The sequence below is a fragment of the Micromonospora sp. NPDC047134 genome, assembly GCF_040643455.1.
Lineage (GTDB): Bacteria > Actinomycetota > Actinomycetes > Mycobacteriales > Micromonosporaceae > Micromonospora.
In genome coordinates, this window is sequence record NZ_JBEYUI010000011.1 from 135,456 (window position 1) to 148,188 (window position 12,733).

Here is a 12,733-nt window from a genome sequence, read left to right on the forward strand (position 1 = left end):
CATGGATCTGTACATCGAAGGCGACCCGGTCGCCGACACCCGGGCTCCCGACGGCCCGATCGAGAGCCGCTGGGAACGCCGTCGGTTCGAGGCCAAGCTGGTCAACCCGGCCAACCGGCGCAAGATGACCGTGATCGTGGTCGGCACCGGCCTGGCCGGCGGTGCCGCCGCCGCCACGCTGGGTGAGCAGGGCTACCAGGTCAAGTCCTACTGCTACCAGGACAGCCCGCGGCGGGCGCACTCCATCGCCGCCCAGGGTGGCATCAACGCCGCCAAGAACTACCGCAACGACGGTGACTCCGTACACCGGCTGTTCTACGACACCGTCAAGGGCGGTGACTTCCGCTCCCGGGAGTCGAACGTGCACCGGCTGGCCGAGGTCTCGGTCAACATCATCGACCAGTGCGTCGCCCAGGGGGTGCCCTTCGCCCGCGAGTACGGCGGCCTGCTGGACACCCGCTCCTTCGGTGGCGCCCAGGTGCAGCGCACCTTCTACGCCCGGGGTCAGACGGGCCAGCAGCTGCTGCTCGGGGCGTACCAGGCCCTGGAGCGGCAGATCGGCCTGGGCAACGTGGAGATGAACTCCCGGCACGAGATGCTGGAGCTGATCGTCGTCGACGGCAAGGCTCGGGGCATCGTGGTCCGGGACCTGGTCACCGGTGAGATCACCAGCGAGTTCGCCGACGCGGTGGTGCTCGCCTCCGGCGGCTACGGCAACGTGTTCTACCTGTCCACCAACGCCAAGGGCTGCAACGTCACCGCGACCTGGCGGGCCCACCGCAAGGGCGCCTACTTCGCCAACCCCTGCTACACCCAGATCCACCCGACCTGCATCCCGGTCTCCGGCGACCACCAGTCGAAGCTGACCCTGATGAGCGAGTCGCTGCGTAACGACGGCCGGGTCTGGGTGCCGAAGGCCAAGGGCGACGACCGCGCCCCCCGGGACATCCCCGAGGACGAGCGGGACTACTACCTGGAGCGGATCTACCCCTCCTTCGGCAACCTGGTGCCCCGGGACATCGCCTCCCGGGCCGCGAAGAACGTCTGCGACGAGGGTCGGGGGGTGGGCCCGACCAAGCTCGGCGTCTACCTGGACTTCGCCGACGCCATCAACCGGCTGGGCCGCAAGGCCATCGAGGCCAAGTACGGCAACCTGTTCGAGATGTACGAGCGGATCACCGGCGAGGACCCGTACGAGGTTCCGATGCGGATCTACCCGGCCGTGCACTACACGATGGGCGGCCTCTGGGTCGACTACGACCTGCAGTCCACCATCCCCGGCCTGTTCGTGATCGGTGAGGCGAACTTCTCCGACCACGGCGCCAACCGGCTGGGCGCCTCCGCCCTGATGCAGGGGCTGGCCGACGGGTACTTCGTACTGCCCAACACGATCGCCAACTACCTGGCCGCCGGGCCGTTCGAGAAGATCGACGGCAGCCACCCGGCCGCGATCGAGGCCCGCCGCGACGTGGAGGACCGCCTCCAGCGGCTGCTCGCCGTCAACGGCGACCGCACGGTGGACTCCTTCCACCGGGAACTCGGCCAGATCATGTGGGAGCACTGCGGCATGGAGCGCTCCGAGGCCGGGCTACGCAAGGCCATCGACGAGATCCGGGCCCTGCGCGAGCAGTTCTGGCAGCGGGTACGGATCGTCGGTGACGCCGACGGGCTCAACCAGTCCCTGGAGAAGGCCGGCCGGGTGGCCGACTTCTTCGAGCTGGCCGAGCTGATGTGCATCGACGCCCTGCACCGGGAGGAGTCCTGCGGCGGCCACTTCCGGGCCGAGCACCAGACCCCCGACGGGGAGGCGCAGCGCGACGACGACAACTTCGCCTACGTCGCCGCCTGGGAGTTCACCGCCACCGGTGAGCCCTCGGTGCTGCACAAGGAAGACCTGAAGTTCGAATACGTCCACCCCACGCAGCGGAGCTACAAGTGAACCTGACCCTGCGCATCTGGCGCCAGTCCGGTCCCCAGGACAAGGGTCGGATGGTGACCTACAAGGTCGAGGACGTCTCCCCGGACATGTCGTTCCTGGAGATGCTCGACGTGCTCAACGAGCGACTCATCCTCGCCGGAGAGGAGCCGGTCGCCTTCGACCACGACTGCCGTGAGGGCATCTGCGGCATGTGCGGCCTCATGATCAACGGCAACGCGCACGGGCCGCAGCGCGGCACCACCGCCTGCCAGCTGCACATGCGGCAGTTCAAAGACGGCGACACGATCGACATCGAGCCGTGGCGGGCCCGGGCCTTCCCGGTCATCAAGGACCTGGTGGTCAACCGGAACGCCTTCGACAAGATCATCGCCGCCGGCGGGTACATCACCGCGCCCACCGGCAGCGCGCCGGAGGCCCACTCGGTGCCGGTGGCGAAGGCCAACGCGGACGCCGCCTTCGAGTCCGCCGCCTGCATCGGCTGCGGCGCCTGCGTGGCGGCCTGCCCGAACGGCTCCGGCATGCTGTTCACCGCCGCCAAGGTCACCCAGCTGGGCCTGCTGCCCCAGGGCCAGCCGGAGCGCTTCACCCGGGTCATCGGCATGGTCGACGCCCACGACGAGGCCGGCTTCGGCGGCTGCACCAACGCCGGTGAGTGCACCGCCGTCTGCCCCAAGGGCATCCCGCTGACCACCATCGGCCGCCTCAACCGCGACTACCTGGCAGCCACCACCACCAAACGCCCCGACTCCCCCACCCCCTAACCCCAACCCACCCCCACCCCCCTCCCCCCACCCCACCCCCACGGGGTTGATCATGAGGTTGACGGCAGCGTAGAGATCGACTACTGCCGCTAACCTCATGATCAACGCGGTGAGAGAGGGGGGTGGGTGGGTGGTTAGGGGGCGGGTTGTCGGGTAGCAGGGTAGCTACATCGACGGTTGGGGGCAGAGCATGCGGGCGTTGACGTGGCAGGGTAGGCGGGAGGTGCGGGTCGAGCAGGTGCCGGACCCGCGGATCGAGGAGCCTACGGACGCGATCGTACGGATCACCTCCACCGCGATCTGCGGCTCTGACCTGCATCTGTACGAGGTGCTCGGGCCGTACCTCAAGCCCGGGGACATCCTGGGGCACGAGCCGATGGGCATCGTCGAGGAGGTCGGGGCGGGGGTGACCCGACTCAAGCCCGGCGACCGGGTGGTGGTGCCGTTCAACATCGCCTGCGGGTCCTGCTGGATGTGCTCCCGCCAGTTGTACGCCCAGTGCGAGACCACCCAGGTCACCTCGGAGGGCAAGGGCGCGGCCCTGTTCGGCTACACCAGCCTGTACGGCTCGGTGCCCGGGGGCCAGGCCGAGTACCTGCGGGTGCCGCACGCCGAGTTCGGGCCGATCAAGGTGCCGGAGACCGGCCCGGACGAGCGCTGGCTCTACCTCTCCGACATCCTGCCCACCGCCTGGCAGGCGGTGAAGTACGCCGACACCCCCCGTGGCGGCACCCTGGCCGTGTTCGGCCTGGGCCCGGTGGGCCAGTTCTGCGCCCGGGTCGGGCGGCACCTCGGCGCCGAGCGGGTGATCGGCCTGGACCTGGTTCCGGAGCGCCTGGAGATGGCCCGCCGGCACGGTGTCGAGGTGCTCGACACCAGCCAGATCGACGACGTGCCCGGCGCGTTGATCGACCTGGTGGACGGGCGGGGGCCGGACGCGGTGATCGACGCCGTCGGCATGGAGGCGCACGGGGCGCCCCTGGGCAAGATCGCCCAGACCGCCGCCGGGCTGCTCCCGGACAAGCTGGCCGGGCAGATGATCGACAAGGCCGGGGTGGACCGGCTCGTCGTGCTCAAGGCCGCCCTGAAGGCCGTGCGACGCGGCGGCACGGTCTCCATCTCCGGGGTGTACGGCGGTGAGGTCGATCCGCTGCCGCTGATGGAGATGTTCGACCGGGGCGTCCAGGTGCGGATGGGCCAGTGCCATGTCCGACGGTGGACCGACGAGATCATCCCCCTGCTCGCGGCTGACGAGGACCCCCTGGGGGTGGAGGACCTGCGGACCCACCGGCTGCCGCTGGCGCAGGCCCCGCAGGCGTACGAGATGTTCCAGCGCAAGGAGGACGGCTGCGTGAAGGTCGTCCTCGCCCCGTGAGCGCATTCGAACCGCAGGACCGCCCTCGGCCTGGGCAGCATGGCCACGGCCGGCACGGTGTTCGGCGCGGCCGGGCCGGCCGCCGCTGACCCCGGACGGGCCGGGCAGGCCGGCGCGGTGACCGGGCAGGCAGGGGTTGGTGGCGACCGTGGGCGGGTGGCGGCGCGCATCGCTGCCGCGTACCGCCGGGAGAGCGGCCGGGCCGGGGGGAACTGGCAGGCGTACGTCAGCCTGACCGACCCGGCCGGGGCCGACCCGGTGGTCGCGGTGGCCGAGTCGGCGGACCGCCGGATCGAGGCGTACAGCGTCAACAAGATCGCCGTGGCGGTCGCCGTGCTGGACAAGGTCGACCGGGGCCTGCTCACCCTGGACCAGCAGGTCGAGGTGAGCGCCGCGATCGTGGTGCCCGGCGGCGACGGCATCTTCAGCCTGGACGGGGCCTACCCCAGCCAGGTGACCCTGGGACATGTGCTGGCCAACCTGCTGACCGTCTCCGACGACACCGCGGTACGGCTCTGCGGGCTGGTCTGCCCGGCCGCCGAGCTCAACCAGATCCTGCGGGACAAGGGCTTCCCGAACACCCAGGTGCAGCCGGTGGCCAACCCGAACCGGTTCTTCCTCGGCACCAGCACCCCCCGGGAGACCCACGACCTGCTCCGGGCCCTGGTCGGCGGCGCCCTGCTCACCCCGGCCTCGACCGAGGTGGTGCTGCGGCTGCTGCGCTCTCCGGTGGCCTTCACCGACGGCATCCGGCGGGAGATGTCCTCGGCGCAGCGGGCCCGCGTCGCCACCAAGGCCGGCTGGTTCGCCGACGCCCGCCACGAGGCCGGGGTGATCTTCGACCCCGCCGGTGCCCCCGTGCTGACGTACGCCCTCTTCGCCGACGGCCAGGCCGGCGCGGACGACTACGGCGCCACCCACCCCGCCGTGGCGGCCCGGGCCCGGATGGGGCGGCGTTTCCTGGAGGCCACCGACCGGCTCGGTGGCAGCGGGACCAGACACCGGGCCCCCGCCCACCGCCCCAGCAACGGCGGCTGAATCGACCGACGGCGACTAACGTGGACCCCGGGCAGTCACGGGAGGGGATCCATGCGGACGCCGAAGAGGTCTACCGGTCGACGGATCGGCGCATCAATGGCCGGGCTGGCGGCCCTGGCCGGGCTGGCCGGCCTGGCCTGGGTCGCCCGGGAGGTGCCGGCCGCCCTGGGTGGTCGGCTCACCGGCCCCCGGGCGGACCGGGCGGCCCGCTCGCCGCAGTTCCGCGAGGGGGTCTTCCACAACCGGCCGGGCACCCCGATCACCGCCCCGGCCCCGGACCGCAACATGCTGCGGGAGCTGCTCTTCGGTAAGCAGAAGCGCCGCCCCAGCGCCCCGGTGCCGCTGGTCCGGGCCGCCCCGGTCACCCCGGTCGACCCCGCCCGGGAACTCAACGTGATCTGGTACGGCCACGCCACCACCCTGATCGAGATCGAGGGACGGCGGGTGCTGCTGGACCCGGTGTGGAGTCAGCGGTGCTCCCCCTCGGCGGCCCTGGGACCGCACCGGCTGCACGAACCCCCGGCAGGCCTGGCGGAACTGCCCCGCCTGGACGCGATCCTGATCTCCCACGACCACTACGACCACCTGGACATGGCCACGGTCCGGGAACTGACGGCCCGGCAGTCGGCGCCCTTCCTGGTGCCGCTGGGGGTCGGCGCCCACCTGGACCGGTGGGGGGTGCCGGCCGACCGGATCGTCGAACTGGACTGGGGGCAGACCCACCGGCTGGCCGGTCTGGAGATCACCTGCGCCGCCGCCCAGCACTTCTCCGGGCGAGGGCTGCGCCGCAACGGCACCCTGTGGAGTTCCTGGGTGGTGGCCGGTCAGCAGCGCCGGGTGTACTACACCGGGGACTCCGGCTACTTCCCCGGCTACGCCGAGATCGGGGCGGCGCACGGCCCCTTCGACGTCACCCTCATCCAGATCGGGGCGTACGACCGGGCCTGGCCGAGCATCCACATGTTCCCGGAGGAGGCGGTCGCCGCCCATGTGGACCTGCGCGGCGGGCTGCTCGTACCGGTGCACTGGGGGACCTTCAACCTGGCCCTGCACGACTGGTCCGAGCCGGTGGACCGGCTCTGGGTCGAGGCCAAGGCCCGCGACCTGCGGCTGGCGGTGCCCCGGCCGGGCGAGCGGGTGGTGGTCGACGACCCTCCGGCGGTCGACGGCTGGTGGCAGGCGATCGCCTGAGACTCGCCGGACCGTGGTCAAGGGGGTACCGGCCCGCTGAGTCACGACCTCACAGCACGAAGGCGTCCGTCCACAGGGCACCGGAGCGGCCGGAGAGGGCGTCCAGCATGGCCACCGCCTGCCCGTCGGTCAGTTGGGCCACGAAGTCCACGATGGCCCGACCCCGGGCCCGGCCGATCCGATCCGGGGTACGCGGATGCAGTTCCGCCTCGGCCAACTCGACCAGGTCGTGCAGGCGTCGGGGCAGCCGGGACTCCTCCTGCGGATCCAGCAGCCACTCCAGCAGCGCCTCGACCAGGGTGCCGAGCAGCCGGGCCTGACCCCGCTGGTGCAGGGCCAGGTCCGGGCGGGCCAGCACGAACCGGTGGTGGACGAACTTGAGCACCTGCACCTCGTGCCACTGCGGTGGGGCCAGCAACACGTGCCCGGAGCGCAGCGAGGGCTTCTCGGTGAGGGTGATCGCGTCGACCAGCCGGGTGGTCCACCGGGCGGAGAACCGGGCCACGTACTGCTCCGCCTCGATCGAACCGTCGAACGGCATGGCCAGCAGCCCCTCGACCAGTTCCTCCCGGACGTGTTCGACCGCCGCGGCGAAAGCCTCGTCGTCGGCCACCCAGCCGTCCTTGTGGTGCAGGTGGCGGCGCAGCCGTTCGATCGCCGCTCCGGGACGACGGGCCGAGGTGGCCAGGGCCGCGTCCGTGATGGCCCGCAGGTGCCCGCCCTCGCGCTGCCAGGCCATCAGTTCGGCGGCCACCGCCCCCTGCTGGAGCACCCCCACCCGGTAGAAGTCCTCCACGTCGTGGATGGCGTACGCGATGTCGTCGGCGATGTCCATCACGGAGGCCTCGACGGTCTGCTGCCAGTCGGCGATCCGCCCGACGAAGGGTGCCCGGGCCTGCCGCAGGTCGTCCAGCTCGGTGCGGTACGCCCCGAATTTCGCCGAGCCGCTGTCCGGGTCCTCCGGCAGCGGAGCCGCCCCGCGCGGCGGAGGGTCCATCAGGCGGGGGTGGGGGTCGGGGTGGTCCAGCCGGGTCCAGGGGTACTTCAGCATGGCCGCCCGCACCGCCGCGGTCAGGTCCAGGCCGGTGGTCGCCGCCCCCCGGATCTCGGTCGAGGTGACTATCCGGTACGACTGGGCGTTGCCCTCGAAGCCGTCGGTGAGACCCAGCCGGTGCCGGGCCAGCCGGTCCAGCACCCGCTCCCCCAGGTGCCCGAAGGGCGGGTGACCTAGGTCGTGGGCTAGGGCGGCGGCCTCGACCACGTCCGGGTCGCAGCCACCCAACTTCTCCGCCAGATCCCGCTGCCAGTCGTCGGCGGTCAGGCGTTCGGCGATCGCCCGGGCCACCTGGGCGACCTTGAGGCTGTGGGTCAGCCGGTTGTGCACCAGCAACCCGGACCCGCCGGGGCTCACCACCTGGGTGACCCCGGCCAGCCGGGCGAAGAAGGGCGAGCCGACGATGCGGTCCCGGTCGGCCCGGAACGGGCTGGTAGCCAGGTCGCCGAGGGCCCGAGCGCTGCCGCCGAACAGTCGCCGCGCCCGGGGCTCCACAGGTGCTTCCATGATCGCCACGGTAGCCCGGCAGAATGCACGGCGGAACCCACATCAGAAGGCGGAGCATCGTGACCCTCTCTGTTCATCAGCGCATCGCCGGGGAGCTCGGGGTCGCCGAGCACCAGGTACGCGCGGCCGTCGACCTGCTCGACGGCGGCGCCACCGTGCCGTTCATCGCGCGGTACCGCAAGGAGGCCACCGGGCTGCTCGACGACACCCAGCTGCGCACCCTGGAGGAGCGGCTGCGGTACCTGCGCGAGCTGGACGAGCGGCGGGCCGCGGTGCTGGAGTCCATCCGCAGCCAGGGCAAGCTGGACGAGACCCTCGAGGCGCAGATCATGGCCGCCGAGTCGAAGTCCCGGCTGGAGGACATCTACCTGCCGTACAAGCCCAAGCGGCGCACCCGGGCACAGATCGCCCGGGAGGCCGGGCTGGAGCCGCTGGCGGACATCCTGCTCGGTGACCCGACGCAGGACCCGAAGACGGTGGCGGCCGGTTTCGTCGACCCCGACAAGGGGGTGGCGGACGCGGCCGCCGCGCTGGACGGGGCCCGGGCCATCCTGATCGAGCGGTTCGCCGAGGACGCCGACCTGATCGGCACCCTGCGGGAGCAGATGTGGTCGCGGGGCCGGCTGGTGTCCCGGGTACGCGAGGGACAGGAGACCGTCGGGGCCAAGTTCGCCGACTACTTCGACTTCGCCGAGCCGTACCCGAAGCTGCCCTCGCACCGGATCCTGGCCATGTTCCGGGGCGAGAAGGAAGGCGTACTCGACCTGACCATGGACCCGGAGGCCGAGGGGGACGCCGATGCGGTCGTCACCGGCCCGACCCGGTACGAGGCCGCGATCGCCGGCCGTTTCGGGGTCACCGACCAGGGGCGGCCGGCCGACAAGTGGCTGACCGACACGGTGCGCTGGGCCTGGCGTACCCGCATCCTGATCCACCTCGGGGCAGACCTGCGGATGCGGCTGTGGCAGGCGGCCGAGGAGGAGGCCGTCCGGGTCTTCGCCACCAACCTGCGGGACCTGCTGCTCGCCGCCCCGGCCGGTGCCCGACCCACCATGGGGCTGGACCCGGGTCTGCGTACCGGGGTGAAGGTGGCCGTGGTGGACGCCACCGGCAAGGTGGTCGCCACGGACACCATCTACCCGCACGAGCCGCGTCGGCAGTGGGACGCCTCCCTGGCCACCCTGGCCACCCTGGCCGCCGCGCACGGCGTCGAGTTGATCGCGATCGGCAACGGCACCGCCAGCCGGGAGACCGACAAGCTGGCCGCCGACCTGATCAAGCGGCATCCCGAGCTGAAGCTGACCAAGCTGGTGGTCTCCGAGGCGGGCGCCTCGGTCTACTCCGCCTCCGCGTACGCCGCCCAGGAACTGCCCGGGCTGGACGTGTCGCTGCGGGGTGCGGTCTCCATCGCCCGCCGCCTCCAAGACCCGCTGGCCGAACTGGTCAAGATCGACCCGCGGTCCATCGGGGTCGGGCAGTACCAGCACGACCTGTCCGAGGTGAAGCTCTCCCGGTCACTCGACGCCGTCGTGGAGGACTGTGTGAACGCCGTCGGGGTGGACGTCAACACCGCCTCGGCGCCCCTGCTCACCCGGGTCTCCGGCATCGGCGCCGGCCTGGCCGAGAACATCGTGCTGCACCGGGACGCCAACGGCCCCTTCCGCACCCGGGCCGAGTTGAAGAAGGTGTCCCGGCTGGGCCCCAAGGCCTTCGAGCAGTGCGCCGGCTTCCTGCGCATCCCCGGCGGCGACGACCCCCTGGACTCCTCCAGCGTGCACCCGGAGGCGTACCCGGTGGTGCGCCGGATCCTCGCCTCCACCGGTCAGGACCTGCGCTCCATCATCGGCCGCAGCGCCATCCTGCGGGGGTTGCGCGCCACCGACTTCGTGGACGACACCTTCGGTCTGCCCACTGTCACCGACATCCTCGCCGAGTTGGAGAAGCCGGGCCGCGACCCCCGCCCGGAGTTCAGGACGGCGACCTTCGCCGAGGGGGTGGAGAAGATCAGTGACCTGACCCCCGGCATGGTGCTGGAGGGGGTGGTCACCAACGTCGCCGCCTTCGGCGCCTTCGTGGACGTCGGGGTGCATCAGGACGGCCTGGTGCACGTGTCGGCGATGTCGCGCACCTTCGTCAAGGACCCGCACGAGGTGGTGAAGTCCGGCGACGTAGTCCGGGTCAAGGTGCTGGACGTGGACGTGCCGCGCAAGCGCATCTCGCTGACCCTGCGGCTGGAAGACGAGGCCGAGCCGGGCACCGGCGGGCGACGCGACCGCGACAGCCGACAGGGTACCGACGGCCCGCGTGGCGGGCAGGTCACACGCGATGGGCAACGTGGCGGGCAGCGCGCAGCCCGCACTGGCGAGCGTGGCGGACCACAGCAGCGGTCGGGGCGGGCGGCGCCCAGGCCGGCGAACGACGCGATGGCCGAGGCGCTGCGCCGAGCCGGCCTGGCATGAGGACGACGGAGGCGCTGTCGAGCGAAGCGGTCACGGATCCAGGTGGCGACGCAGGTCCGCTCGACAGCGCCTCCCGGGGCACCGGAACCAGTCAGCCTGGTTGGCCGCGTACCGTGTCGGTGTGGCGGACGACGGCATCGAGTGGCGGGAGCGGCAGCGTCGAGCAGTGCGGGCACACGCCGACGCGGACGCGCGGCAGCGCGCGGCCGAGCAGGCCAGGGCGGCGGAGTTGGTGGCCGAATTCGCGGCCGAGGCGGCCCGACGCGGTCTGCGCACCGACCGTCTCACCGCGACGTCCTACGACGGACGCCGCCGATACCGCACTGCGGTCAGCGGCTGGTACGTGGACCGGGCGCGGACCCGGGCGGTGGACACCGAGGGTCGTTTCTACCTGCTGGTCGTGCCGTCCAGCCTCCGGTCCCGGGTGCTGGGCAGCCGACCGGAGCCGTCGATGCCGCCTCTGGTTGTGGGCGCAGGCGGGCGGGACGGTGAGTCGCTGCCGTTGGCGACGCTGCTGGAGCGGCGTCTCGCCGCGGGCGACGACTGGCGGTGACTCGTCTCGGCGCCGGTCGGGCCGTCCCGGTTGATGTCCGTCCAAAGTTCGGTCAACGAGTCAGCTAGGGGATGCATCGGCACCCAGTCAAGGATGCGCTCGGCCCGAGCACGGTCGGCGCACATCCACCCGACCGCAGCTGACCTGGCCGCTTCTGGCGCGAACGGCCCTGCGGCCACCACGCCCGCGTAGCCGGCGGTCTCGGCAAGCTGGTCGATGGCGGTGCTCAGCGAGAGCGCCCGGCCGCTGCCGATGTTGAATACCCGGTCACCGGCAAGTTCGGTGCGAACGGCCGCCCAGGTGGCGCTGGCGACGTCACGCACGTCGATGAAATCCCGCCAGGCGGCGTGCAGGCCGAGGTCCACAGTCTCCGCTCCGGCGCGGATGGCTTCCCGGAACAGGAGCGCGGCGCGCGCGAGCAGGAAACTCTTCGGCATGCCCGGCCCCACCGGGTTGAAGACACGCAACACCCGCCCGTCCACCCGACCGGCCGAACCGGCGAGCTCGACCAACGCGGTCGCCGTGAGATGGCTGAGGCCGTATTCACCGACTGGGCGGGCCGGATCGTCCTCCCGGACCGTGTGCCCGTGCGGTACCGGTCCGTACTCCGCAGCCGAGCCAATCCTGACCAGTCGCGCCTGCGGGGCTGCCAGGGCGATGGCGTCGATGAGTTTGGCTGTCACCATGGTGTGTGCCTGAAGCAGTTCGGTGGCGGTGCCGAAGGTCCTACCTGCGGCGATCACGATGGCTTCGGGGCGGACCCGGCGCAGCAGCCTGACAAGTGCACCGTGGTCGATCGCCGCCAGGTCACAGTCCTGTCGGGTCGGGGCCAGCACTTCGGCGTGCGCGGCCAGGCAGGCGTGGATGTGCCGGCCCAGGAAACCACCGCCGCCGAAGAGGAGCACCTTCATCGGGCGCTCTCCGAGGTCACGCCCTCCCGTACCTTCGGCGGACCGGTGTACTCGTGCCAGGTGGCGGCGCCGGGGGCGGCGATGCCCTCCCGGCGGACGACGACGCGGACGGTCGCCGCCAGGATCCGGAGATCAAGCAGCAGGGACCTCTCGTCCACGTACTCGATGTCGTACGTGAACTTCTCCTCCCACCCGATGGCGTTGCGCCCCCGTACCTGCGCCAGCCCGGTGATCCCCGGCCGGACATCATGTCGACGTGCCTGCTCGGACGTGTAGAGCTCGAGGTACTTGACGAGGTGCGGTCGGGGACCTACCAGGCTCATCTCACCGCGCAGCACGTTCCACAGCTCGGGCAACTCGTCGAGGCTGCTGGCACGTAACCACCGACCGACCCGGGTGAGTCGCTCGGCATCGGTCACCAGCCCGCGCGCCGGGTCGACCTCGTGCATCGTCCGGAACTTCACCAGGTCGAAGAGCGTGCCGTGTCGGCCCGGTCGGGTGTGGCGGAACAGCACCGGCCTACCCATCGTGGCCAGCACCACCAGCGCCACGACGAGCATCACCGGCGCGGCGAGCACCAGGAGAAGGCTCGCGGCGACCAGGTCGAAGAGTCGCTTCAGCGGGTCGTACATCCGGGTTCGGGAGTTGCGATCGGGAGCCGCGTCATTCGTCACATTCAGAGTTCTACCGGCTCTCGCTACTACATCTCGGACACCACTCCGTTCCCAGTTCCCACAATCGCAACAGATGCGCTGTATGGTCGATACGCCTGATTCTCAAGCAATCGAAGGATTCTTCATGATTGTCGCCATTGCGACAGGCTCAGGTGGGTTTCGCCGGTTGTCCGGTGAACTGGCCTCGTACACCCATTGGTCGGTGGATGTCCGCGACCGCGACGGGCTCGCGAAGATCTTCGCCCGCTACGGCCGCGACATCCACACGGCG

General features: G+C 71.4%; 9 protein-coding genes and 2 pseudogenes. 8 read left to right on the forward strand and 3 right to left on the reverse strand.

All coding sequences use genetic code 11. The features are described 5' to 3' along the window. The first annotated feature begins 1 nt into the window (after position 1). From ABZ795_RS15845 to ABZ795_RS15865, 5 genes are all read left to right on the forward strand, one after another. On the forward strand, positions 2–1,939 hold the full coding sequence (locus ABZ795_RS15845; protein ID WP_327026901.1) for a fumarate reductase/succinate dehydrogenase flavoprotein subunit: 1,938 nt from the start codon (positions 2–4) through the stop codon (positions 1,937–1,939). Next, entirely contained in the window at positions 1,936–2,700 is a 765-nt protein-coding gene (locus ABZ795_RS15850) for a succinate dehydrogenase/fumarate reductase iron-sulfur subunit (RefSeq protein WP_357530847.1), read from the forward strand. Before ABZ795_RS15845 ends, ABZ795_RS15850 begins: the two co-directional genes overlap by 4 nt. A gap of 190 nt (positions 2,701–2,890) precedes the next feature. Continuing rightward, positions 2,891–4,075 carry a zinc-dependent alcohol dehydrogenase gene (locus tag ABZ795_RS15855; protein WP_357530848.1) on the forward strand — a complete coding sequence of 395 codons (1,185 nt, stop codon included), beginning with the start codon at positions 2,891–2,893 and terminating at the stop codon, positions 4,073–4,075. Between the two features lie 39 nt (positions 4,076–4,114). Next, positions 4,115–5,113 carry a serine hydrolase gene (locus ABZ795_RS15860; RefSeq protein ID WP_357530849.1) on the forward strand — a complete coding sequence of 333 codons (999 nt, stop codon included), beginning with the start codon at positions 4,115–4,117 and terminating at the stop codon, positions 5,111–5,113. 51 nt (positions 5,114–5,164) lie between these two features. Next, positions 5,165–6,304 carry an MBL fold metallo-hydrolase gene (locus tag ABZ795_RS15865; protein WP_357530850.1) on the forward strand — a complete coding sequence of 380 codons (1,140 nt, stop codon included), beginning with the start codon at positions 5,165–5,167 and terminating at the stop codon, positions 6,302–6,304. Positions 6,305–6,353: 49 nt separating this feature from the next. Here the strand turns inward: ABZ795_RS15865 and dgt are convergent, their stop codons facing one another. Beyond that, positions 6,354–7,865, reverse strand: a complete 1,512-nt coding sequence (gene dgt / locus ABZ795_RS15870; RefSeq protein ID WP_327026906.1) for a dGTP triphosphohydrolase — start codon at positions 7,863–7,865, stop codon at positions 6,354–6,356. Between the two features lie 59 nt (positions 7,866–7,924). Between dgt and ABZ795_RS15875 the strand changes: the two genes are divergently transcribed. Together ABZ795_RS15875 and ABZ795_RS15880 are read left to right on the forward strand one after the other, a co-directional pair. After that, on the forward strand, positions 7,925–10,324 hold the full coding sequence (locus ABZ795_RS15875) for a Tex family protein (RefSeq protein WP_327026907.1): 2,400 nt from the start codon (positions 7,925–7,927) through the stop codon (positions 10,322–10,324). A 100-nt stretch (positions 10,325–10,424) separates the two neighbouring features. Then, on the forward strand, positions 10,425–10,877 hold the full coding sequence (locus tag ABZ795_RS15880) for a hypothetical protein (protein WP_327026908.1): 453 nt from the start codon (positions 10,425–10,427) through the stop codon (positions 10,875–10,877). A gap of 74 nt (positions 10,878–10,951) precedes the next feature. On the opposite strand, the pseudogene ABZ795_RS15885 reads toward ABZ795_RS15880, so the two are convergent. Continuing rightward, positions 10,952–11,788: pseudogene (locus tag ABZ795_RS15885) on the reverse strand (NAD-dependent epimerase/dehydratase); the annotation flags it as partial. After that, a complete protein-coding gene (locus ABZ795_RS15890) occupies positions 11,785–12,420 on the reverse strand; it encodes a sugar transferase (protein ID WP_357530851.1) in 636 nt (211 codons plus the stop codon). The pseudogene ABZ795_RS15885 and the gene ABZ795_RS15890, both read right to left, overlap by 4 nt. 166 nt (positions 12,421–12,586) lie before the next feature. Between ABZ795_RS15890 and ABZ795_RS15895 the strand changes: the two are divergent. After that, positions 12,587–12,721: pseudogene (locus tag ABZ795_RS15895) on the forward strand (NAD-dependent epimerase); the annotation flags it as partial. Between the last annotated feature and the right edge of the window lie 12 nt (positions 12,722–12,733).